Source organism: Paenibacillus riograndensis SBR5, assembly GCF_000981585.1.
Lineage (GTDB): Bacteria > Bacillota > Bacilli > Paenibacillales > Paenibacillaceae > Paenibacillus_AQ > Paenibacillus_AQ riograndensis.
In genome coordinates this window covers 6,245,100-6,267,911 of sequence record NZ_LN831776.1, presented here as the reverse complement: position 1 = coordinate 6,267,911, position 22,812 = coordinate 6,245,100, and the positions used below count along the sequence as shown (strand labels likewise).

22 protein-coding genes and 1 other annotated feature are annotated in these 22,812 nt (G+C 52.9%); all 22 genes read left to right on the top strand.

Features of this window, described 5'->3' with window-relative positions; genetic code table 11:
* The first annotated feature begins 460 nt into the window (after positions 1–460).
* The 22 genes from PRIO_RS26540 (at position 461) to obgE (ending at position 22,806) form a co-directional block, all read left to right on the top strand.
* Entirely contained in the window at positions 461–3,145 is a 2,685-nt protein-coding gene (locus PRIO_RS26540) for a valine--tRNA ligase (protein ID WP_046507471.1), read from the top strand.
* 6 nt (positions 3,146–3,151) lie between these two features.
* The gene (locus PRIO_RS26535) at positions 3,152–4,528 is read left to right on the top strand and encodes a bifunctional folylpolyglutamate synthase/dihydrofolate synthase (RefSeq protein WP_020429318.1); all 1,377 of its coding nucleotides are present in this window, start codon (positions 3,152–3,154) and stop codon (positions 4,526–4,528) included.
* Between the two features lie 7 nt (positions 4,529–4,535).
* Entirely contained in the window at positions 4,536–5,912 is a 1,377-nt protein-coding gene (murC, locus tag PRIO_RS26530; protein ID WP_020429316.1) for a UDP-N-acetylmuramate--L-alanine ligase, read from the top strand.
* 259 nt (positions 5,913–6,171) lie between these two features.
* A complete protein-coding gene (locus PRIO_RS34115; RefSeq protein ID WP_020429315.1) occupies positions 6,172–7,353 on the top strand; it encodes a glycosyltransferase family 4 protein in 1,182 nt (393 codons plus the stop codon).
* 191 nt (positions 7,354–7,544) lie between these two features.
* Positions 7,545–8,720 carry a glycosyltransferase gene (locus tag PRIO_RS26520; protein ID WP_020429313.1) on the top strand — a complete coding sequence of 392 codons (1,176 nt, stop codon included), beginning with the start codon at positions 7,545–7,547 and terminating at the stop codon, positions 8,718–8,720.
* A gap of 77 nt (positions 8,721–8,797) precedes the next feature.
* Positions 8,798–10,093: an SPOR domain-containing protein gene (locus tag PRIO_RS26515; protein ID WP_141639125.1), complete on the top strand. Its 1,296-nt coding sequence runs from the start codon at positions 8,798–8,800 to the stop codon at positions 10,091–10,093.
* 288 nt (positions 10,094–10,381) lie between these two features.
* Positions 10,382–10,627, top strand: coding sequence for a DUF4321 domain-containing protein (locus tag PRIO_RS26510; RefSeq protein ID WP_020429308.1), 246 nt, complete (start codon positions 10,382–10,384; stop codon positions 10,625–10,627).
* Positions 10,628–10,681: 54 nt separating this feature from the next.
* Positions 10,682–11,275 (top strand): Maf family protein, encoded by a 594-nt coding sequence (locus PRIO_RS26505; RefSeq protein ID WP_020429306.1) that lies wholly within the window; start codon positions 10,682–10,684, stop codon positions 11,273–11,275.
* A gap of 15 nt (positions 11,276–11,290) precedes the next feature.
* A complete protein-coding gene (gene radC / locus PRIO_RS26500; protein WP_020429304.1) occupies positions 11,291–11,980 on the top strand; it encodes a RadC family protein in 690 nt (229 codons plus the stop codon).
* 41 nt (positions 11,981–12,021) lie between these two features.
* The gene (locus PRIO_RS26495; RefSeq protein WP_020429302.1) at positions 12,022–13,056 is read left to right on the top strand and encodes a rod shape-determining protein; all 1,035 of its coding nucleotides are present in this window, start codon (positions 12,022–12,024) and stop codon (positions 13,054–13,056) included.
* A gap of 58 nt (positions 13,057–13,114) precedes the next feature.
* Positions 13,115–13,993 (top strand): rod shape-determining protein MreC, encoded by an 879-nt coding sequence (gene mreC / locus PRIO_RS26490; protein ID WP_020429300.1) that lies wholly within the window; start codon positions 13,115–13,117, stop codon positions 13,991–13,993.
* Positions 13,993–14,523: a rod shape-determining protein MreD gene (gene mreD / locus PRIO_RS26485; RefSeq protein ID WP_020429298.1), complete on the top strand. Its 531-nt coding sequence runs from the start codon at positions 13,993–13,995 to the stop codon at positions 14,521–14,523. Before mreC ends, mreD begins: the two co-directional genes overlap by 1 nt.
* Positions 14,524–14,604: 81 nt before the next feature.
* Positions 14,605–15,264 (top strand): septum site-determining protein MinC, encoded by a 660-nt coding sequence (gene minC / locus PRIO_RS26480; RefSeq protein ID WP_020429297.1) that lies wholly within the window; start codon positions 14,605–14,607, stop codon positions 15,262–15,264.
* 5 nt (positions 15,265–15,269) lie between these two features.
* The gene (gene minD, locus PRIO_RS26475) at positions 15,270–16,064 is read left to right on the top strand and encodes a septum site-determining protein MinD (RefSeq protein WP_020429295.1); all 795 of its coding nucleotides are present in this window, start codon (positions 15,270–15,272) and stop codon (positions 16,062–16,064) included.
* A gap of 243 nt (positions 16,065–16,307) precedes the next feature.
* Complete coding sequence (locus PRIO_RS26470; RefSeq protein WP_020429293.1) at positions 16,308–17,168, top strand: M23 family metallopeptidase; 861 nt, start codon at positions 16,308–16,310, stop codon at positions 17,166–17,168.
* Positions 17,161–18,003, top strand: coding sequence for a M50 family metallopeptidase (locus PRIO_RS26465; protein ID WP_020429289.1), 843 nt, complete (start codon positions 17,161–17,163; stop codon positions 18,001–18,003). Before PRIO_RS26470 ends, PRIO_RS26465 begins: the two co-directional genes overlap by 8 nt.
* Before the next feature lie 67 nt (positions 18,004–18,070).
* On the top strand, positions 18,071–19,312 hold the full coding sequence (locus PRIO_RS26460) for an Rne/Rng family ribonuclease (protein ID WP_020429287.1): 1,242 nt from the start codon (positions 18,071–18,073) through the stop codon (positions 19,310–19,312).
* A 104-nt stretch (positions 19,313–19,416) separates the two neighbouring features.
* Positions 19,417–19,502: a sequence feature (ribosomal protein L21 leader region), on the top strand.
* 14 nt (positions 19,503–19,516) lie between these two features.
* Positions 19,517–19,828 carry a 50S ribosomal protein L21 gene (gene rplU, locus PRIO_RS26455; RefSeq protein ID WP_020429286.1) on the top strand — a complete coding sequence of 104 codons (312 nt, stop codon included), beginning with the start codon at positions 19,517–19,519 and terminating at the stop codon, positions 19,826–19,828.
* Between the two features lie 12 nt (positions 19,829–19,840).
* Positions 19,841–20,176, top strand: coding sequence for a ribosomal-processing cysteine protease Prp (locus PRIO_RS26450; protein ID WP_020429284.1), 336 nt, complete (start codon positions 19,841–19,843; stop codon positions 20,174–20,176).
* An 18-nt stretch (positions 20,177–20,194) separates the two neighbouring features.
* The gene (gene rpmA, locus PRIO_RS26445; RefSeq protein ID WP_020429282.1) at positions 20,195–20,506 is read left to right on the top strand and encodes a 50S ribosomal protein L27; all 312 of its coding nucleotides are present in this window, start codon (positions 20,195–20,197) and stop codon (positions 20,504–20,506) included.
* A gap of 233 nt (positions 20,507–20,739) precedes the next feature.
* Positions 20,740–21,480, top strand: a complete 741-nt coding sequence (locus PRIO_RS26440; protein WP_020429280.1) for a Spo0B domain-containing protein — start codon at positions 20,740–20,742, stop codon at positions 21,478–21,480.
* 15 nt (positions 21,481–21,495) lie between these two features.
* Positions 21,496–22,806, top strand: coding sequence for a GTPase ObgE (obgE, locus tag PRIO_RS26435; protein ID WP_020429278.1), 1,311 nt, complete (start codon positions 21,496–21,498; stop codon positions 22,804–22,806).
* Positions 22,807–22,812 lie beyond the last annotated feature (6 nt).

The window sequence follows — 22,812 nt, the reverse complement described above, 5'->3', positions numbered from 1 at the left end:
GCTTTGCAAGGATAGAATTGAAATAGGGAAAGCCTTTTTGTTGACTAGGAATAGTACTAAATGTATTATGGGAATAAGTAAAAGCAAAAGACTGGGAACGGGAAGAGTAGGCGGTGAGCCCTTCAGAGAGCGGAATTTGTAATTGCTGTGAACTTCCGCAGGATGCAGCCCCCGAAGTCGCCCCGGAGTCGCCCCTCTAAGCCTGTATTCATCATATGAAAACCAGGGTAGGATGTGGCCGGACGCAGCCGTTATCTGCATGAGTGTCGCGTTAAGCTTCTGGAACCGTATGGGACCGGAGCGGAGGTTTATTTTGTATAGCGCGAAACAAAGGTGGTACCGCGAAAGAATGACCTTTCGTCCTTTGAGACGAAGGGTCTTTTTGTGTTTATAACATGTTATTCAATTGGAGGGTTCAACAATGGCTGATCACAAGAACAAAACGGCTGAACTGCCTGATATGCAGGATACGGTACAGGCTGATACGCCGGGCAGCAAACAGAACGACATGCCGACCACATATGATCCGAAGGCGGCAGAACAGAAATGGTACGCTTACTGGATGGAGCATGGCTTCTTTGAAGCCGGCAAACGGCCGGAAGCAGAACCTTATAGCATTGTCATCCCCCCGCCGAATGTAACGGGGATGCTGCACATTGGGCATGCGCTCGATTTCACGCTGCAGGATATTCTGATCCGCACGAAGCGGATGCAGGGTTTCGATACCCTTTGGCTGCCCGGAACCGATCATGCGGGCATTGCCACCCAGACGAAGGTGGAGCAGAAGCTGCGCCAGCAGGGGATTTCCCGGCATGATCTGGGACGCGAGAAATTCCTGGAGCAGGTGTGGGCCTGGAAGGACCAGTATGCCGAGACTATTCATGAGCAGTGGGCCAAGATGGGCCTGTCCCTTGACTATTCACGCGAGCGGTTCACCTTTGATGAGGGGATGGCAGCGGCGGTGCGCAAGGTATTTGTGGAACTGTACCAGAAGGGCCTGATCTACCGCGGCAAGCGGATCATCAACTGGGACCCGGCTGCGCGTACAGCTTTGTCGGATATTGAGGTGGAATACAAAGAGGTTAACGGCCATCTGTATCATCTTCGCTATCCGCTGAAGGACGGCAGCGGCTTCCTTACGGTTGCCACGACACGTCCGGAAACGATGCTGGGGGACACGGCGGTTGCGGTGCATCCTGAGGATGAACGCTATCGGAATCTGATTGGCAAAACCTTGATCCTGCCGATCATCGGCCGCGAGATTCCGGTGATTGCCGATGAATATGTCGAGAAGGATTTCGGCAGCGGTGCGGTTAAAATCACCCCGGCCCATGATCCGAACGACTTTGAAGTGGGCCTTCGCCACAACCTTCCGCAAATTAATGTCATGGACGAGAGCGGAACCATGAACGAGGAAGCCGGTCCGTATCAGGGCCAGGACCGCAGTGAATGCCGCAAGAATATTATCGCCGATCTTCAGGAGCAGGGGGTTCTGGTTTCCATTGAAGACCATGTGCACCAGGTGGGACACAGCGAGCGTTCCGGCGCTGTAGTCGAGCCTTATCTGTCCACACAGTGGTTTGTAAAGATGCAGCCTCTGGCCGAGAAGGCGATTGCCGCCCAAAAAGACGGCAGCGGCGTCAACTTCGTTCCGGAACGTTTTGAGAAAACCTATATGAACTGGATTGAGAACATCCGCGACTGGTGCATCTCCCGCCAGCTGTGGTGGGGCCACCGCATTCCGGCCTGGTACTCCGAATCCACAGGGGAAGTATTTGTTGCCGACAGTGAAGAGGAAGCCCGCAGAATCAGCGGTCTTGACGATCTGAGACAGGATGAGGACGTGCTGGACACCTGGTTCAGCTCCAACCTGTGGCCGTTTGCGACATTGGGCTGGCCGGATGAGAACAGCAGCGACTATCAGCGGTATTACCCGAACAATGTTCTGGTTACCGGATACGATATAATCTACTTCTGGGTGGCACGGATGATCTTCAGCGCACTTGAATTTACTGGGAAGAAGCCGTTCTCCGATGTGCTGATCCATGGTCTGGTCCGCGATGCCGAAGGACGCAAAATGTCCAAATCGCTCGGCAACGGGATTGATCCGCTGGATGTTATCGAGCAGTATGGCGCGGATGCCATGCGCTATATGATTTCCACAGGCATCACAGCCGGCCAGGACCTGCGTTTCCGCATCGAGAAGGTGGAGCAGGCGCGTAATTTTGCCAACAAAATATGGAATGCCTCACGCTTTGCCCTGATGAATTTGGAGGGCGTAAGCTTTGCAGATATTGACATTACCGGCGAGCTTTCGACAGCAGACCGCTGGATTTTACACCGCCTGAACGAAACTTCTCGCGATATTACGCGTCTAATTGACGCGTACGAGTATGGTGAGACTGGCCGCCTCCTGTACAATTTCATTTGGGATGATCTGTGCGACTGGTACATCGAGTTCTCCAAGCTTACGCTGTATGGCGAAGACGCTGCTGCCAAAGCCAAGACGCAATCCGTGCTGGCTTATGTGCTTGACCGTACGCTGCGCCTGATTCACCCGTTCATGCCGTTCATTACGGAGGAAATCTGGCAGCATCTGCCGCATGAGGGAGATACGATTACGCTGGCCGAGTGGCCGAAGTATGAAGCTGCACTGGAGCAGCCGCAGGCTGTGGCGGAAATGAATCTGCTGATGGATGTGATCCGTGCGGTCCGCAATGTCCGCGCTGAAGTCAATGTTCCAATGAGCAAAAAGGTGGAGCTGATCATTAAAGCCGCCAGTGATGAGACCCTGAACATTATTGCCAAAAACGATAATTACATCGGGCGCTTCTGCAACACCTCTTCCTTCGAAGCCGGACTTGAGCCGAACACGCCGGATAAGGTGATGTCCGCTGTGATTACCGGAGCTGAGCTGCTGCTGCCGCTGGCAGGGCTGATTGATATCGAACAGGAAATTATCCGTCTGGAAAAAGAAGTGCAGACACTGAATAGCGAAGTAGAGCGCGTTGAGAAAAAGCTTGGCAACCAGGGTTTTGTTGCCAAAGCGCCGGCTAAAGTCATCGAAGAGGAACGGGCGAAGCAGGCGGATTATTCCGCCAAGCGTGAAAAAGTGCTGGCCCGCATCGCAGAGCTGAGAGGATAAGGGACTATGGACGAGTGGATCGGGAGCGGCGGAACCGCTCCCTTAACTTCTTATACAGAAGCAGTGGATTGGATTAACGGCCTCATTCCTTTCGGCATCCGCCCGGGTCTCGAACGGATTGAACGGCTGATGGAGAAGCTGGGCCAGCCCCATCGCAGGCTCAAGTTCATTCATGTGGCGGGCACGAACGGCAAAGGCTCGACCTGCGCCTTTCTGACCAGTGTGCTGATCAGAAGCGGGTACAGCGTGGGGACTTTTACGTCTCCCTACATCACCAAATTCACAAACCGTTTTCAGTACAATGGAGTGGACATTCCTGAGAATGTCCTTACTGAACTTGCGAACAGGCTGCATCCGCTGGTTGAAGAAATGGCACAAACTGAGCTTGGCTCACCTACAATGTTCGAGGTTGCTACGGCTCTCGCCATACTCTATTATGCGGAAGTCTGCTACCCCGATGTTGTCGTATGGGAGACTGGTCTTGGGGGAAGGCTGGATGTAACAAATATCGTAACCCCGATTGTGTCTGTCATTACAAATGTCGGCCACGATCATACTGATGTTCTGGGCGATACGCTGGAGGCGATTGCCGGGGAAAAAGCCGGGATCATCAAGCCCGGTGTCCCGGCGGTTACCTGTGTAAGCCAGCCGGAGGCCATAGCGGTGCTTAAGGCCAAAGCGGCTGCCAGCAAATCCAAACTCTATCTTGCCGGAGAAGATTTCAGCTACGGCAGCGCCGTGGTCAGCGGCGGTCTTCAGACCTTCACCTTCAAGGGCCCTTTCCGTTCCCTTGAGCTTGGCATTGCCATGAAAGGCGAGCATCAGCTCAGTAATAGCGCTGCGGCGATGATGGCGCTGGAGGTCCTGCGTCAGTATATGGCTTTTATACTGGAGGACGAGGATGTGCTGGAAGGCTTCCGCAGCACCTTTTGGGCGGGACGTCTGGAGGAAGTGAGCACTTCTCCGCGGATTGTCCTGGACGGGGCGCATAATCCCGAAGGTGCAGAGAGCCTGGCCAAAAGCCTGCCTCAGTTTTACAAGTACGATAAATTAAATTTGCTCATGGGGATGCTGGCGAATAAGCATCATGAGTCATACTTCAAGCATATACTGCCTATAGTGGATACGCTCATCCTGACCGAACCGGATTTCCGGAAGAAAATGGACGCGGAAGATCTGCAGGCAATCGCAGAACGTCTGCGTGAGAAATATGCCAAAGAAAATTTGGTAATCAAAGTAGAACATGATTGGGGCCAAGCGCTGCAGCTTCTGCAGTCGATCACAGCGGAGCAGGACCTTGCGGTCGTCTCCGGAACGCTGTATTTGATTTCTGATGTGCGCAGTACGCTTTTGCGGCAACCCAATTCTGAAAAAGGCTGGTGACGAACTGTTGGATACTACTGAACGTGTGCATTTTATAGGGATCGGCGGCTATGGCATGAGCGCGATTGCCCGGGTAATGCTGGAAATGGGATATACGGTAACGGGCTCCGACGTGGCGGCTCAGGAATTAACCGAGAAACTAATAGCCAAAGGAGCCAAGGTGTATATCGGGCATACGGCTGAGCAGGTCAAAGGCGCAGACCTTGTCGTATACTCAACGGCTCTGGCAAGTGATAATGTGGAATGGGTAGAAGCGGAGCGGCTTAACATTCCGGTCTTGCACCGGTCTCAAATGCTTGCCCGGCTGCTGAATGAGCGCAAAGGTGTTGCGATTGCAGGCGCCCACGGCAAAACCACCACCTCTTCAATGATCGCGCTGATTATGGAAGAGTGTGGAGTGGACCCCACTTATATCATCGGCGGGGAAATTATGAATGTCGGCACGAATGCCAAGGCGGGACAAGGGGAGTACGTTGTAGCCGAAGCGGATGAGAGCGACGGCTCCTTCCTGCAATACCATCCTTGGCTGGGGATTGTGACGAATATTGAAGCCGATCACCTGGAGAATTACGGAGGCGATTTCGGACGCCTGAAGGCCGCCTACGTACAATTCATGAATCAGATGCAGGAGGACGGCACCGCAATTGTATGTGCGGATGATGAGACGGCTGCCTCACTTCTGCCTGAAGTCAAAGGCAACGTGATCACCTATGGCATTCATTCGCCGTCTGCGGATTACACGGCGACCGATATCGTGCTTGGCGACCGGCAGGTAGCCTACACCATGAACTTCGGCAGTGCAGTACTGGGGCGCATCGAGCTGTCCATCCCCGGCAAATACAATCTTTACAACTCGATGGCGGCAGTCATTGCCTGTCTGAAGGCCGGAATTCCCTTCCAGGGAATTGCGGAGTCCATCCTGAAATTCCACGGGGCAAAACGGCGGTTTCAAGTGCTTGGGGAGGCCAATGATATTCTGGTCATTGACGATTATGCGCATCATCCTACAGAAATCCAGGCTACGATCAGCGCAGCCAAGGCTACGGGCAAACGGATTATTGCCGTGTTCCAGCCGCAGCGCTATACGCGGACCTTTTTCCTGCTGGATGCTTTTAGCCGTGCCTTCAGTGAAGCCGATGAGGTGATTCTGACTGACATCTATTCCCCGGCCGGGGAGAAGCAGATCGAGGGTGTCAGCTCTGCCAAGCTGGTAGAGTTAATCGTGCAGAACAGCAATGCCAATGCAAGGCATCTGCCGACCAAAGACGCCGTATTAGCCGATTTGCAGGACCGGATTGCTCCAGGCGACCTTGTGATTACAATGGGCGCGGGAGACATCTGGAAGGTTGGGTATGCACTGGCTGAGGGACTGAAGAAGCACTGAGCCGGGGCCTGCAATCTAACAGAATTCACATCGAAATGGCACAGCACTCTTTGCATTAAAGAGTACTGTGCCATTTCTTCTTTTTATGTGATAAAGATTGATTAAGTTTAGAAACACGCTCTGGAAATACATTTTTTTGAAAATTATTTTTGGAAAATACATAAAACGACAAAACCGCAATGAAGTTTGGGGTAATATATGCTATGCACTTTACGACACAGCATAGACATAGACCATTTGAGATTAGGAGACGAAGACAATGAGGGAGAAATTGCTATTCATATCTGCGGAGAATCCTTTTCCACAGGATAGCGGAGGCAAGCTGAGAACTGGCAATATCCTGAATATTTTGTTGGGCAAATATGATATTGATCTGCTTACTTACCGCAATTCAAGGCCTGCAGATGACCAACATGAGGTGCCGGGGCTTGCAGTACACGAGGTCGAGCGAACGGTGAATTACCGCAAAGCCATGCTCCGCTCCTTATATAAAAGGCGCAACAGCTCCTACATGAGCCATGTGGATGTAGATATGCGCGGCAAGATCGGGGAACTGTGCCGCCAGAACAGCTACCGCCATGTTTTTATTTCCCACAGTCTGCTGGGAATCTGCATTGACATTGTGCGCGAGGTACTGCCGGGCACCGTGATCATCACGGATGCCCACAATTTTGAGAGCGGCTTGTCCGCACAACTGGCAGCCAAGAAAAAGGGCTTTGCCAAGCTGTTCTATTCCCTCAATGCGCGTTGGACGAAGAGGGACGAACTCAAGCTGATGGACAAGACGAATCTGCTGCTGACCACCTCGGAGCAGGACGGTCTGGCGTTCGAATCGCTGTCCATCCCGAATTCGCATAAAGTCCATGTGATCCCCAACTTTATCCGTATCGGAGATTATCCGGCAAATACGGGCATCCCCAAAGAGAATTGGATCATTTTACCGGGTAATATGAACTACTTTCCGAATATTAACGCAGCCTCCTACTTCTACCGCGAGATCTATCCGCTCATTAAGGCCAAGGTGCCGGAGATCAAGTGGTATATTGTGGGCCGGGATGTACACCCGGAGGTCGCTGCGCTGGCAGAAAAGGACCCCTCGATAGTGATCACCGGTTATGTGGACAGTGTTGCCGATTATGTGCGCAAAGCGAAGGTCGTCATTGCTCCCTTGCGGGAAGGAAGCGGAACCCGGCTGAAAATCCTGGAGGCCTGGGCGCTGAAAACACCTGTAGTCTCAAGCACGAAAGGAGCGGAAGGCCTGCTCTACGAGCATTCGCGGAACATACTGATTGCTGATGATCCTGTAACCTTTGCAGACAGTGTGATTCAGCTTCTTCATGATCACGAACGCGGAATAGTACTGGCGGACCGTGCTTATGAGACGCTAATGGGCAATTATGAGGCAGGAAGTGTACGTGAGAAACTGCTTGGTTTGGTCTAAATGGTTACGACTTTCAAAAAAGATTTATTTTATTCCATAAATCGACAGTCTTTAGGGTAGGAATAGGGTACTATTGATCTACATCTAAAGTTTCATAAAAAGCGGCGGGATGTGATCCGCTTGCTTTTTTTCTGCGTATATATGTGCATATCCCGTTTGATCTTTTCATAGAACACCAAGGAGACAGAGCCATGAGAGAAAGAATGCTGTTCCTTTCAGCCCAGAAAGAATGCAGTAAGGAAGAAGAACACCGGATAGAAAGTTTTCTTGAAATCCTATTGGAGAAATTTGATATTGACCTCATTGAATTCCGCCAAGGCGGGCGGGAACGGGCTGCGGATTCCGGTTATACGCTTACCGTTCACCGGGTAGAGCAGGCAGCGGCTTCCCGCAGTGCGCTGCTGCGGCCGCTGGACAAGCTGCGCTCCATAGCTGCCTTTGAAGACATCAGTAAAGATCTGCGGACTGAGATCAGGCGGCTCTGCAGCCGGCATACCTACAGTCATGTATTCATTTCCCACAGATTTCTCAACAACTGTATTGACATGATCTCTTCCCTGCTACCCGAAGCGGTCATTATTACGGATGCCCGCCGGACCTGGAGCAGGGCCGCGGAGAAGGGGGGGACTGTCCGGCGCAGGATCAAGTATCCTTACCACAAACTGAATGAAGCCCGGACCCGGCGGGATGAGCGGAGGCTGATGAATAAGACTGGCCTGCTGCTGACGGCTAACGAGCGGGATGCCCTGTCATTCAAGGCGCTGTCCTTTGCCGATGCCGGCAAGGTGCATGTCGTCCCGCCTTTTGTGGATCTTCAGCAATATCAGCATGACGAGCCGGTCTGCAAAGAGAACGGGATCATGCTTCACTGGGATATACATAACGTACAGGGCAGGAATGCAGCCTTATTATTTCATGCGAAGGTTTATCCGCTGATCCGGGCTGAGGTCCCGGAGGTTCAATGCTACATGGTGGGCAGCGCTGCAGATTCTTCAATCCAGGCCCTCTCCAAGACGGATTCCTCCGTGAAGATTATTGAGGATACCAGTCTTGCCGGGGAATACATACGCCGGGCCAAGGCGGTGATTGCTTGTCTGGATGAAGGCTGCGGGGGTCAGGAAAAGATTCTGGAAGCGTGGGCGCTCCGGACTCCGGTCGTAACCAGCCCGCGCGGCGCTGAGGCATTGATCTGCGAGAACGGCAGGGATATACTGCTGGCCGGAACGGCCATGGAGATTGCTGAACAGACGGTCATGCTGCTGCAGACCCCGGAGCTCGCCTCCCTCATATCTGACCGTGCTTACCGTACACTGCTTAACCATTATGAGGTGAAGAACGTGAAGGCCAAAGTGCTTAGTCTCGTGTAATTATATTAAAATAGCATATCTTTCTCTCGTCTATCATATATTGCTTATAGAATAGACGACAGTGAGGTGTCAGAGCGTTGAGTAACGGAAGAATGACTTTCAAGTTTGATACGGATACCGGGAATACAAGAACTGGGCCGCTCAACCGCAGATCAGGGTCCGGGCTGGGCACTGCCAGGGAATACGCGGAAGCAGAGCAGCGGCGGGAAGCGGAGCTGCTTCAGCAGCGCTACCCGGCGGACACCGGCATAGAGAGCACGCGCAAGGAGGTTTCTAAGGAACCGGAGGAGTATGATCCCGTCCTGCTATACCGGGAGGATCAGGAGGACCGGATCAGTACACAGGAGGATACAAGATCATTTTTCTTTCACACGGACCATCCGCCTGATTTATGGGACCAGCGCCCGCGTTATCCTCTTGCTCCTGCAGAGCAGGATGAAGATAGGCCGGAAGAACGCAGCTATGGTCCAGAGTGGTCCAATGAATACGGGCACTATGAAGATCCCCCGCTTCGTGGGGGCAGTTATGGCGGCGCCTACCATACCCGGCGTCCTTCCTATTGGTGGAAGCTCGCACTTTCCATCGCCGGAGCGCTCGGCACTGGCATCCTGCTTGGCTATGCGGCGCTGTCATTGATTGGCGGCGGAAGCCCCGCGGGAGGCAATAACACTCCAAATGTGGCCTCGCCGGCCGTACAGAGCGGAACGGACACTGCCGCTGCCCTGCCGCCGGACGCAGGCGGGGATGCAGGGGTGAACCGTATTCCGGTGAAGGTTGCAGCACAGACCTATTACCTGCTGCAGTACGGTGTATTCAGCACTCCTGCGGGGGCGGAGCAGGCCAGGCAGGAACTGCTTGCCGCCGGATTGGCCGCCGGACTGGATCCGGCGGACGGCAACCGGGTATACGCCGGCATGTCGCCTGACCGCGAACAGGCCAAGCTGCTCAGCAGCGGCCTCAAGAATCAGGGGATCGAGCTGTACGTCAGGGAGGTCTCGCTCCCTGCTGCGGAGCAGGCCGCCTTTGCAGGATCGGCTGAGACTATAGACAGCTACTTCACCGCCAGCGGGAAGCTGCTCGGCGAGCTCAGCAGGCTGTCCGCTTCGCAGTTGAGCGGGCAAGGAGGGGCCGCGGACAGCACTGCGGTCAGCGATCTCCATATGCAGTGGACCGAAGCTGTCCGGGCACTGGAGCCTGGCCTGCCGGCAGCAGCGCAGAAGCTCTGCGCCGGGCTGGAGAAATCCATGAGCCGGGGCATATCCGCGCTGAATGAGTATAATAAGAACCATGCCCAGGCCTTGCTGTGGGAGGTGCAGGAAGCGATGATGAGTTTTCTCACCACCCAGAAAAGCCTGATCTCTGCCTTGTCCTGAACGGGTCCATTCATAAATACTAGACACAGCAATCCCCCCGTTTTGGCTGTCTGCCGGGCAGGGGATTGCTGTTGTTTTTTAAGAGGTAAAATATTCATGGATGATCTGCTTCCGCTGCCTCCAAGCCCAGGTGGTGTAAGGACTCTGCAATTGCAGCAGGCTGGCTTTACCCCGGTCTATACTTGCCGGAGAGTGGTAATCATTTCCGTACCTGATTTTGCGTTTGTGTTGAACTCCGTTTCACCGTATAATAATTAGGGTGTCAAAAAATGGCGAGGGAAGACTTAGATGAAGAAGAAAAATGTGGGAATACTGCTGTTATTTCTTATTCTGGGCTGGCTGGCCGGGGCGTGGATCGCCAAACTGCTGGAACCTGTAAAAGGTCTGTCTTTTCTTACAGCCTCGACTGTACTTAAATGGTCGCCGCAAGCCGATTTGGACATCATAACCTATGACATCACTATTCATTTGAAACTGTGCTTGCTCAGTCTTGCCGGTATTATTACGGCCCTCTGGCTCTACCGCAGGCTGTAGCTTCGATGTTTGCTGAGAAGGGACGTTAATACAGTGGAGCATGACAACTCACGAATGATTATTCTTGCTTCGGGTTCTCCGCGCCGCCGGGAGCTGTTAGCTCTGCTGGGCTTGCCCTTCGAAGTCATCTCAAGCGATGCTGACGAGAGCACGCCGCCAGGCTTAGCGCCCGCAGAAATTGTGCGCCGCCTTGCGCTCCGCAAAGCGGAGGCTGTGCGGCCTTCTGTCGGAGAGCGTGGCGCCGTTATCGTCGGCAGCGATACGATCGTGGTGTTGGGGAACCAAGTGCTCGGCAAGCCGGCGGACAAGCAGGACAGCAGAAACATGCTTCAGCTCCTGCAGGGCCGGACACATCAGGTATACACCGGAGTAGCTTGCATAGGGCTGCCGGAAGGGAAGACCGTGGTGGAGCACCGGGTAACCTCTGTAACCATGAGAGCGATGAGCATGGATGAAATCTCCGCTTACATAGCGACCGGAGAGCCTGCCGACAAGGCTGGTTCCTATGCGATCCAAGGGCTGGGCGCCACCCTGGTGGAACGGATTGAGGGCTGTTATTTCAATGTGGTCGGATTGCCGTTGTCGCTGCTTGGGGAGATGCTGTCGGGTTTTGGCATCTCGGTGCTGGGCCGGCAGCGGAGCTATTAGGAAAGAGGGATAGGGATGGAGTCGCAAACATTTATGCTGCGGGACCTCCCCCATGAAGAACGACCACGAGAGCGCATGATGCATTATGGGGCGGAATCATTAAGCCAAGCGGAGCTGCTGGCCATTCTGCTGCGTACAGGTACGCGGGCGGAATCGGCTATTCATATTGCCCAGCGGATGCTGGGGGTGGCAGGCAGTCTTCGCGGGCTGGCGGACCTGAGCATTGAAGAACTGACGAATATCAAAGGCATCGGCCCTGCCAAGGCCGTGCAACTCAAAGCTGGCATAGAGCTGGGAAGACGAATGGCAAACTCCCGGCTGACCGAGCCGGTCATCATCCGCAGTCCCCAGGACGCGGCGGAGATATTGACCGAGCAGCTGCGTTACTTGCAGAAAGAGCATTTTGTCTGCCTTTTTCTGAATACGAAGAATCATGTTATTGCGCAGGAGACATTATCCATGGGCAGCCTCAACGCCTCCATCGTGCATCCCCGCGAGGTGTTCAGGGCAGCTATGAAATGCAGCAGCGCAGCAATCATATGCGCACATAATCATCCGAGCGGTGATCCTACGCCCAGTCCGGAAGACATCTCTTTAACTTCAAGACTGCTTCAGGCCGGGGAGATTGTCGGAATCGATGTGCTGGATCACCTGATCATTGGAGACAGCAGATTTATAAGTTTGAAGGAAAAAGGATTCATGTAATACAATGGGCTAGATATACAAGGGAAAAGGAGAATACAAGCATGTTAGGTGGTTTTACGAAAGATTTAGGAATTGACCTGGGGACAGCGAATACGCTCGTCTATGTACGCGGCAAGGGGATCGTTGTCAGAGAACCTTCCGTTGTGGCCATTAATACAGATACCAAGACAATTGAGGCGGTAGGCGAATCTGCCAAAAAAATGATCGGCCGCACGCCGGGAAATATCCGTGCCATTCGTCCAATGAAGGACGGAGTTATTGCCGATTTCGATACAACGGCGACTATGATTAAATATTTCATCCGTCAGGCCCAGAAGCAGCGCTCGATGTTCCAGCGCCATCCGAATGTAATGGTGTGCGTTCCATCCGGCATCACCGCCGTGGAACAGCGTGCTGTAGAGGATGCTACCAAGCAGGCAGGTGCACGTGAGGCTTATATTATCGAGGAGCCTTTTGCGGCTGCCATTGGTGCAGACCTGCCGGTATGGGAACCGACCGGCAGTATGGTCGTCGATATCGGCGGCGGTACGACCGAAGTAGCTGTTATTTCCCTGGGCGGTATCGTAACCAGCCGTTCGGTGCGGGTTGCCGGAGACGAGGCGGATGATTCCATCATTCAGTACATCAAACGGCAGTATAATCTCATGATCGGAGAACGCACCTCGGAGCAGCTCAAAATGGATGTGGGTTCCGCTCTGCCGCTGGAGAAGACGGAAACCATGGAGATCCGCGGGCGTGATCTTGTAACCGGACTGCCAAAGACCCTGACCATTACCTCAGATGAGATTTGTGAAGCGTTATCGGACACTGTTAATGCCATTGTGGAAGCTGTGAAGGTTACGCTGGAGAAATGCCCTCCGGAGCTGGCAGCCGACATTATGGACCGGGGCATTGTTCTTACCGGCGGCGGCGCCCTGCTGCGCAATTTGGATAAGCTGCTGGCCCGCGAGACCGGGATGCCTGTGATCGTCGCTGAGAATCCGCTGGATTGTGTTGTCATTGGAACAGGCAAAGCGCTGGAGAATATTCATCTCTTCAAAAGCCGCACCGGCTCCAGTCTCCGCTCCAAGCGTTAGAACCTGGCTTGTCTGTGAACGTCAACCCCTAATATGGGAGAAATACGTTTGTTAGAGGGTGTTGAAACTGTTTAAGCTGTTTAATAATAAACGTTTGTTCATATTATTGATTGCCTTGGTCATGTTTATTGTTGTCATGGGTTTTAGCCTGGGGACCAGGAAATCCTTGTCCTGGCCGGAGAATTTCCTGAGAGATACGACCGGTTTCGTGCAGAACCTGTTCTACAAGCCCGCTGGATATGTAGCGGGCTTGTTCCAAGATATCGGGAATTTGCATAAGCTGGCTGAAGAGAATAAGGAGCTCAAAATCCTCGCTGCCCAGTATGCGCGCGAAAAGGCCCAGTATAATTTCATCAAGGCACAGAACGATCAATATCAAATCGATCTTAAGTTTACGAATGCCCAGAAGAATTTGTACAAATATGACTACCGGATTGCAAATGTTGTCAGCTTGACGACGGAGCCAAGCAACAACACACTGGTTATTGACCTTGGAGCCAAGGACGGAATTAAGCTGAATATGTCCGTGACCTCTGTTGAGGGGCTGGTTGGCGTAATCAGCCAGGTAAGCAATTTCACTTCCACCGTGAAGCTGATGACCATGATGGATGTAAATGATCCGAACTCCCAGCCGCCCATTGCAGCGACCGCCTTCAATAAGGAAGGGAATACCTTCGGGATGATTGAATCCTACGACCAGCAATCCGGGATGCTGATGATGAATAAAATCCCTGTGGGAAATCCGGTAGCCAAAGGGGATACCATCATTTCCTCGGGAATTGGAGGGGTCTACCCGCGCGGGATGACCATCGGAACGGTTGAAAGTGTTAAGGTAGGGGAATACGGGTTGACTTCAACGGCAATCATCAAACCGGCGGCGGGTTTTCAGGACTGGAAGGAACTGTTCGTTGTCTTTACGGAGGAGCGTGCCGAATAGTGAAGATGCGCAGATCCGTCTTAGTACTGCTCTTATTTCTTTTATTCATCTTAGAAGGCACAATTATGCCCTGGCTGCTACCAAACGCCTGGGAGATGCGGATTATTCCGAATCTTGTTTTTATTGTGATTCTGTTTGTAACGGTATACCATCACCGCCATACAGCTCTGATCTTGGGCTTGACCTTCGGGATGCTGCATGATGTGGTGTTTTATGGCCGGATTCTCGGTGCCCATTCCTTCGCAATGGGAGTGTCAGCTTATTTGATCGGTTTGATATTCCAGCTGCCGCGTGCACCCTTGCCGCTGATGATGACGGTGGTCCTGCTGGGCAGTCTGCTTGAGGATAGTGTGCTATTTGCCATTTACAGCGTATTTAATTTAAGCCGGGTTTCTTATGATTGGGCATTGCTGCACCATATGCTGCCCACCATGTTATTTCATTTTGCTGTTGCCCTGCTCCTCTATGTGCCTCTCCGCAAGCAGATTGAACAGCTGAAGAAAGAGACACGCAAGGAAGAGGCTGCATAAAGCCGGACTGCATTTTCTTACATGGGAAAGAAGGAATTTGCCTGGCCCGGCACGAATGAATGAGAATGGGGGGACAGGCAAATGACAGTACAATCCAAGCATGTAAGGATCAAGGGCATCAAGGATGGCCTGGTATTCCTGCTAGACGACAAGTGCCCCTTTGAAGATCTCTTAAGCGAGCTTCGCTATAAGCTGGAGCACAGCCATCAGAATATATTAACCGGACCGATTGTGCATGTGGACATTAAGCTGGGCAACCGTTCGGTGTCCGAAGAAGAGAAGGAAGCTGTGCTGGACATTCTGAAGAGCCAGGGCAATCTGCTGGTCCGTTCCGTTGAAGCTTTGGAAGAGCCCGGCGGCAAGGATACTGATGCCTTGTTTATGGTCAGCGGAATGATTCGTTCCGGACAGGTCCTGCACCATGAAGGGAATCTTTTGTTCCTGGGCGATGTGAATCCCGGAGGGTCGATTACCTGCACGGGTGATATTTATATTCTTGGAGCACTGCGCGGTATGGCTCATGCCGGGGTGGGCGGCAATCAGGAATCTATTATTGCTGCATCCCTGCTGTCGCCAACACAATTGCGGATTGCTGACGTTATCAGCCGCCCGCCGGATGAATGGGGAACCCGGGAAAGCAGTATGGAATTTGCCTATCTATCGAGCGGTGCTATGCAAATCGACAAAATTCATAATATAGTCAAATTACGTCAGGGTTTAAATGTTTTTAAAGGGGTGTAGCCTCCATGGGAGAAGCGATTGTCGTAACCTCGGGCAAAGGCGGAGTTGGCAAAACAACCACTACGGCCAATATTGGCACCGCGCTTGCATTGCAGGGCAAAAAAGTATGTCTGGTCGATACCGACATTGGACTGCGGAATCTGGATGTGGTCATGGGGCTGGAGAACCGCATCATCTATGATCTGGTCGATGTTGCGGAAGGACGCTGCCGTCTGAATCAGGCGCTGGTCAAGGACAAGCGTTTTGATGAGCTGTACATGCTCCCTGCGGCCCAGACCAAAGACAAGACCTCCGTTACACCGGAGCAGGTGAAGGATATCATTCTTGAGCTCAAAAAGGAGTATGAATACATCCTGATCGATTGTCCGGCCGGGATTGAGCATGGCTTCCGCAATGCCATTGCCGGAGCAGACAAGGCGATTGTTGTGACTACGCCGGAGCATGCTGCCGTGCGGGATGCGGACCGGATTATCGGCCTTTTGGAGCAGTCGCACGTAGAATCGCCGAAGCTGGTAGTGAACCGGATTCGGCCTGGACTTATCAAAACAGGTGATATGCTGGATATTGAAGATATTCTGCAGGTGCTGAATATTGATTTGATTGGTATCGTTCCCGATGATGAGCTGGTGATCAAGGCAGCGAACAACGGGGAGCCTACCGTCATGAATCCCGATTCGGCAGCGGCAATCGCTTACCGCAATATCGCCCGGCGGATTTTGGGGGATGCAGTGCCATTGATGCAGCTGGACAAGAAGCCGGGGGCCTTCAAGAAGTTGAAGAAGTTCTTTGGTATGGGTTGAACGGACTCAAGGTTCTACCAGCATAGCAAACTACAGCACAAAGAGCCTGCCTGCAGATAGTCTGCAGCGGGCTCTTTGTGCTGTAGATCACTTGATTCGGATTCGTGCTGTAAAGCCACACCAAAGCGTATCTGAACCGTTCAGCTTTGTATGTTTCTGTTCTCTCTCCCGGCGGGGCTTGTTCTAAATCAGCCCCGGTCTTTCATAAAATAAAAGTAAAACAAGCCCGCCGGAGGGATCAACATGGAACAGAAATCAGGTATTAAAGGCCGCCGCAAGGAACGCATCCGCAGCCTGCTGGAGCTGGACGATTCTCCGCATACAGCTGTCCCGCCGCTGTATGCGCTGTCTGACCGGACAACAACGTTCAAGGAATGGGGAGAGGGAGCAGCCCATGATTATTCTACAGATCGCGAGCCTGACCCTGAGGCCCTATGGAAGCAGCGGCGCGGGGGCTGGGTGGATGAAGGGGGAGGGGACAAGCCGCGCTTTGCTTCGGGTTTTATGCGGAGAACCATCGCGAGCATTGTGGTGTTTGGCGCCGTATGGGGAATCTTTGCCATCCAGCAGCCCTGGGCGCTCAAAGTGCAGGCCTTCATTACCGATGCGCTCAGCAGGGATATGGATTTTGCCGCCGCGCAGGTCTGGTACGAGGAGCATTTCAGCGGAGCGCCGGCATTTATTCCGATCTTCGGCGGCGAAGATCAGCCGGCAGAGAAGGTAACCGCCGCGCATGGTCTGAGCACTCCGCTTGCAGGCAGTATTGTCCGGCCTTTTGCTGCTACAATGAATGGTGTGGAGATTATGCCTGCAGAAGCTTCTAACGGGACGCTAACAGTCAAAAGTGTAGATACGGGAAGGGTGCTGTCCGTTGCCAAAGAAGCGCAGGGCGGAATCCGGATCACCGTACGCCATACCGGGGATATAACGGCTGAATACGGGCATCTGAGCGGGACGAAGCTGGCAGCTGATGACTGGGTGCAAAGCGGGGATGCTGTGGGCTGGCTGGAGGAAACGGAGAATGCTTCAGTGCCGCTGCTTTTTTTTGCAATTATGAAAGACAAGACTTATATTGATCCCGCTGAAGTGGTATCGTTTGATTAGGATCAGGGGTATCCAGCTGGCGCTGCACCCGCTGTTTGTTCTGATCATGCTGCTCTCTGTGGTCACAGGCCAGTTTCTGGAACTGCTGACGCTGTTCACAATTGTGTTCATTCACGAAATGGGACATGTCTGTGCAGCGCTGCTCTGCGGGGTTCAGGTGAAATCGGTGCAGCTGCTGCCTTTCGGCGGGGTTGCCGTGATGGAGGATCATGGGCGTCTGACCGCTGTCCGGGAGATGGGCATCGCTATTGCCGGACCGCTGCAGAATGTGCTGCTGATCGTCATGGCCTACGGACTCCGGCAGACCGGATATGGCACCAGTGCGTTCCTGGATTATTTTATACAAGCCAATGCGATTATCGCGTTATTTAATCTTCTGCCTGTCCTCCCTCTGGATGGCGGTAAAATATTTCAGGCGATGCTTAGTCTGCTGCTTCCCTACTATGCTACTTTGCTATGGTGCGGCAGAGTGAGCATCGCGGCGAGTGTGCTGGTGGTCGGGTATGCAATGCTGCCATTGGGCACAGGGGGAGGGCTCCGGCTGAACCTGCTGATGATCGGGGCTTTTCTGCTCTATTCGAACCTTACGGACCAGCGTAATCTGCCTTACCGCTTTGTCTCCTTTTTGATGAACAGAGAAGCAGTATATGAACGATACCAGCAATCGGGAAGTGCCGCGCGTCCAATTGTTGCCTTTTCCGCGAAACCTTTGGATGATATATTGCGTCTATTTAAACGTAACCAGTATCATTTTATCTATGTGATGAATGAGGATAAGAGCATCGTGGCCGTTGTGCCGGAGCAGAAGCTGATCTCTTCTTATTTTGGAATGTAAAATATGGACTTGAACCATCCCGCTGATGGATGACGGAGAAAGATCGATTGAAACCAGAGGTGAAGCCATGAAGCAAATGATCGTTCATTGCATGCAGCATGTTACCCGGATGGCTCTTCTGGACAATGGGAGTCTGGTCGAATATGCAGCCGAACGTGATCAGCAGCAAGGGCTGGTCGGCAGTTATTACAAGGGGCGGGTCATGAATGTGTTGCCAGGCATGCAGGCCGCTTTTGTTGATATTGGACAGAAGAAGAATGCTTTTTTATATGTAGATGATGTGCTGCATCCCCATCTGGAAAGGCAGCCGGAGGTGAAGCCTTCCATTGAAACGCTGCTGCAGCCCGGCCAGGAAATTGTGGTCCAGGTGAGAAAAGAGCCGCGGGGCGGCAAGGGTGCGCGTGTAACGACCCACTATACGCTTCCGGGACGCTGGATGGTGTACATGCCCTTTGCGGATTATGTCGGCGTATCCAAAAAAATCAGCCGTGAATCCGAACGTGCCCGGCTGAAGGCCATCGGCGAGCGGCTGCGGCGGCAGGAAGAAGGAATTATTATGCGGACCGTCTCGGAGGATGAACCGGTGGAGGCCGTGGAAGGCGACCTTTCCTTCCTCCGGTCCCAATGGGAGATGATCACCCGCCGGGCGCAGGAGTGTGGGGCACCGGCTCTGCTTCACTCGGATCTCAGCATTGTCCAGCGATTCATCAGGGATGCCTTCAATCCGCAGCAGGATGAGCTGATGATTGACTCGGCGAAGGCGGTCCGGGAAGCGGAGGCTTTTCTGAATGATATGGCTCCGGGAAAGTACAAGCCCGTCCGCTTCTACCATGGACAGGAGTCGATCTTTACCGCGTACGGGGTGCAGGAGCAGCTGCACAAAAGCTTCGGGCGCAAAATCACCCTGGAAGGCGGGGCAACACTGATCTGGGATGAGACGGAGGCACTCACCGTCATTGATGTCAACACTGCACAATACACGGGCGGAACTTCACTGGAGGAGACGGTCACGCGCACGAATCTGCTGGCGGCGGAGGAAATCGGGCGTCTGATCCGCTTGCGGGATACGGGAGGCATTATTATCATTGATTTTATTGATATGCAGCGTGAAGAGCACCGGAAGATGGTTACGGAACGTCTGGAGAGGGTCATCAGCCGTGACCGCACACAGACGCATATTCTTGGATGGACCCATCTGGGACTGCTGGAGATGACCCGCAAGAAGGCGAGACATGACTCTGCAGGCTTCGCCCCGGCGATTTGCCAATGCTGCGGAGGCACGGGCAAAGTCGGCGCGTGGCTGGAATAGCTCCCGGTTTTACAGGAGCCCGGGTTTTAGTTTTTTTCTGCCATTGACTGAACGTAATATGTGTGATACTATCTTCAAGTATGTGTTTGGTTGTTCTAATCCTGCACATGCTGCAACCGCTCCGATCGGGTACATAAGCGCGGTTCCTCCGGGAATTTGCCACCTAGACTAGGCGAGTCTGAGACATGAGGAGGTGCAAGTACAATGTATGCAATTATCGAAACTGGCGGTAAACAATACAAAGTCCAAGAAGGCGACGTATTGTTCATTGAGAAGCTGGATGCTGAAGACGGCGCAAGCGTAACGTTTGACCGTGTATTGGCTGTTTCCAACGACGGCGGTCTGACTGCAGGAACTCCGCTGGTAAGCGGCGCGTCTGTAACAGCTAAAGTCGAGAAGCATGGTAAAGGTCAGAAGGTTGTAGTTTTCAAATACAAACCGAAGAAGAACTACCACAAGAAGCAAGGTCATCGTCAACCGTACACCAAAGTAACAATCGAGAAGATTCAAGCGTAAGAAGGTGCGTTAATGATTAACGTGCGGATTACACGGGCTTCTGCTCAAGGTGCGATTGTCGGTTTTGCTGTTAAAGGGCATGCGAAATACGCAGAGATCGGCAGGGATATCGTCTGCGCCGGTGTTTCCGCCGTCACGGTTGGAACGGTGAATTCGATTGAAAGTCTGACAGGCGTTGTTCTGGATACTTCGATGAAGGATGGTTTTCTAAGCGGAACCCTGGTTCCGGTGGACGATCCCGAAGTTTCCGCCAAGGTTCAGCTATTGCTGGAATCCATGGTGCTTATGCTCGGTGATATCGCAGATTCATACGGGAAGTATATTAAGATACAGGAAGTTATTATTTAAAGAAGGAGGTTGACCAACATGTTGAAATTGGATCTTCAATTGTTCGCATCGAAAAAGGGTGTAGGTTCCACCAAGAACGGACGTGATTCCCACTCCAAACGTCTTGGCGTGAAACGTGCTGACGGTCAGGCAGTTACCGGCGGCAACATCCTGGTTCGTCAACGCGGAACCAAAATCCACCCGGGCACAAACGTAGGCATCGGTAAAGATGACACCTTGTTCGCTCTGGTTGACGGTGTAGTGAAGTTCGAACGTTGGGGACGCGATCGCAAAAAAGTGAGCGTGTACCCGGTTGATGTCGCTCCGGTAGCAGCGGCACTGGAAGCGTAAGCTTTCGGAAATCGAATTGCAAGTAGAAGCCTCCGGCATGAGTGCCGGGGGCTTTTTTTCAAAATATAAGGATTTATATGGTTCACTCCACAAATCATCCTTATATTTCTCGCTTGGCTGAAATGCTGGTGATTGCCGGGAAAGCCTGTGTTATACTGGAAAATGGTAATTATCAGTGAAGAGGAACAGCTAAATATGCATGAATTTTGCGAACTGAGGGACGGGGAGAAAGAATGAAATCCTGGAAATGGTTGATCTGGGCAGTCATGTTATCCGTAATGCTTCCTTTAGGCCTCTTGTATTGGCATACTTCCCTTTTGACATGCCTGCTGCTTGCCGTATGGGTAGCTGCGGTGCTTGCTTACAGCTTTTTTTACAACCGGCGTCATTTTGAAGAGGAGCTGCGCCTACAGGAGAAGACTTTACAGCAGGCGGCGAACCGGACACTTAATCATCACCGGCATGACTGGATGAATGATCTGCAGGTGCTTTACGGATATATCCAGCTCGGCAAGCCTGATAAATCCTTGGAGTGTGTGGGAAGAATAAAGGAGCGGATTGCCTTGGACAGCCGTATCGCTAAGCTCGGCATTCCTTCGCTTGTGTTCTATTTGCAGTCCTTCCGCACCTTCAGAAGCAGCCTGGAGCTGGAAGTGCAGGTAGAAGAAGGACTGCAGCTGGAGAATAAGCTCAGCCCGGACACGGGGGAAGAGCTGACACAGGTGATCATGCAGACGGTGAGGGCTTATCAGTACAGCGGACTCGCCCCGGAGGGCGATACACGGAAGCTTCTGCTCGGTTTTGCACAGGATGGAGGAGACATTCTGATCTCTTTCGAAAGCGAGGGGGATCATGGCGATCCCGAGCTGCTGCAGGGGCAAATTTATAATATAGTACAAGGAAAAATTATCAAAGCAGAGCAGTCTGGAAGGGGTAAACCCAATGTAGAGCTTCGGCTGCCTCTGGGAATGTAAGGAAGGTGAACATGAATGTTCGTAGATAAAGCTAAGATTTATGTAAAAGGCGGCGACGGCGGCGACGGCCTGGTGGCTTTCCGCCGGGAGAAATATGTGCCGGAAGGCGGGCCGGCCGGCGGTGACGGCGGACGCGGAGGAGATGTGATCTTCCGTGTGGATGAAGGCTTGCGCACATTGATGGATTTCCGTTATCAACGCCATTTCAAGGCGGACCGCGGAGTAAAAGGGCGCAACAAAAGCCAGCACGGGGCGAACGCCGAGCATATGATCGTACGCATCCCTCCGGGAACCGTATTGATCGACGACGATACCAAGGAAGTTATTGCCGACATGACCCGCCACGGCCAGCAGGTAGTGGTTGCACGCGGCGGCCGGGGCGGCCGGGGGAATATCCGGTTCGCCACAGCGGCCAATCCGGCTCCTGAATTGGCGGAGAATGGGGAAGAAGGCCAGGAACGCTATATCGTGATGGAACTGAAGGTGATGGCGGATGTGGGGCTTGTGGGCTTTCCAAGCGTAGGCAAATCCACCCTGCTCTCCGTCGTTTCCGCTGCACAGCCGAAGATCGGTGCGTATCACTTCACGACCATTACTCCGAATTTAGGTGTGGTGGATGTAGGGGATGGCCGCAGCTTTGTCATGGCCGATCTGCCGGGACTGATTGAAGGAGCAAGCGAGGGTGTAGGTCTCGGACATGAATTCCTGCGGCATGTGGAACGCACCCGGATCATCATCCATGTTGTGGATATGTCCGGCTCCGAAGGGCGCGATCCCTTTGAGGATTGGGTGAAGATTAATGACGAACTGAGGCAGTACAACGCCGGTCTCATGGACCGTCCGCAGATCGTAGCAGCCAATAAGATGGATATGCCTGAATCGGAGGCGAATCTGGCTGCATTCCGCGAGCAGGTATCAGAGCTTCGGCCGGATCTGGAAATTATACCGATTTCTTCACTTACCCGTCAGGGAGTACAGGAGCTGCTCTACCGGGCGACGGATCTTCTCGACAGCATCCCGGTGGCTCCGGTTGTGGAAGAAGTAGCAGAGACCAAAGAACGCAAGGTCTACAAGCTCGAAGCGGAAGAGGACAACTCCTTCACTATTACGCGGGATAACGATGCCTTTGTGGTCAGCAGCCCGCGGATTGAGCGGATGCTGAAGCGGATGCAGCTCAGCACACATGATGCCATACTTAAGCTCGCGCGCACACTGCGCCACATGGGTGTGGATGCTGAGCTGCGCAAACGTGGAGCGGTGGAAGGGACTATTGTCCGGATCGCTGATTTCGAATTCGAGTTCGTAGAGAACAGCAGTTATTATTAAGCTGCT

Excerpts from the sequence above, each read along its gene's own strand:
- PRIO_RS26540 (WP_046507471.1), top strand. The coding sequence starts at position 461 with ATGCAGGATACGGTACAGGCTGATACGCCGGGCAGCAAACAGAACGAC.
- PRIO_RS26535 (WP_020429318.1), top strand. The coding sequence starts at position 3,152 with ATGGACGAGTGGATCGGGAGCGGCGGAACCGCTCCCTTAACTTCTTAT.
- PRIO_RS34115 (WP_020429315.1), top strand. The coding sequence starts at position 6,172 with ATGAGGGAGAAATTGCTATTCATATCTGCGGAGAATCCTTTTCCACAG.
- PRIO_RS26520 (WP_020429313.1), top strand. The coding sequence starts at position 7,545 with ATGAGAGAAAGAATGCTGTTCCTTTCAGCCCAGAAAGAATGCAGTAAG.
- PRIO_RS26510 (WP_020429308.1), top strand. The coding sequence starts at position 10,382 with ATGAAGAAGAAAAATGTGGGAATACTGCTGTTATTTCTTATTCTGGGC.
- PRIO_RS26505 (WP_020429306.1), top strand. The coding sequence starts at position 10,682 with ATGATTATTCTTGCTTCGGGTTCTCCGCGCCGCCGGGAGCTGTTAGCT.
- radC (WP_020429304.1), top strand. The coding sequence starts at position 11,291 with ATGGAGTCGCAAACATTTATGCTGCGGGACCTCCCCCATGAAGAACGA.
- PRIO_RS26495 (WP_020429302.1), top strand. The coding sequence starts at position 12,022 with ATGTTAGGTGGTTTTACGAAAGATTTAGGAATTGACCTGGGGACAGCG.
- minC (WP_020429297.1), top strand. The coding sequence starts at position 14,605 with ATGACAGTACAATCCAAGCATGTAAGGATCAAGGGCATCAAGGATGGC.
- minD (WP_020429295.1), top strand. The coding sequence starts at position 15,270 with ATGGGAGAAGCGATTGTCGTAACCTCGGGCAAAGGCGGAGTTGGCAAA.
- PRIO_RS26470 (WP_020429293.1), top strand. The coding sequence starts at position 16,308 with ATGGAACAGAAATCAGGTATTAAAGGCCGCCGCAAGGAACGCATCCGC.
- PRIO_RS26460 (WP_020429287.1), top strand. The coding sequence starts at position 18,071 with ATGAAGCAAATGATCGTTCATTGCATGCAGCATGTTACCCGGATGGCT.
- rplU (WP_020429286.1), top strand. The coding sequence starts at position 19,517 with ATGTATGCAATTATCGAAACTGGCGGTAAACAATACAAAGTCCAAGAA.
- PRIO_RS26450 (WP_020429284.1), top strand. The coding sequence starts at position 19,841 with ATGATTAACGTGCGGATTACACGGGCTTCTGCTCAAGGTGCGATTGTC.
- rpmA (WP_020429282.1), top strand. The coding sequence starts at position 20,195 with ATGTTGAAATTGGATCTTCAATTGTTCGCATCGAAAAAGGGTGTAGGT.
- PRIO_RS26440 (WP_020429280.1), top strand. The coding sequence starts at position 20,740 with ATGAAATCCTGGAAATGGTTGATCTGGGCAGTCATGTTATCCGTAATG.
- obgE (WP_020429278.1), top strand. The coding sequence starts at position 21,496 with ATGTTCGTAGATAAAGCTAAGATTTATGTAAAAGGCGGCGACGGCGGC.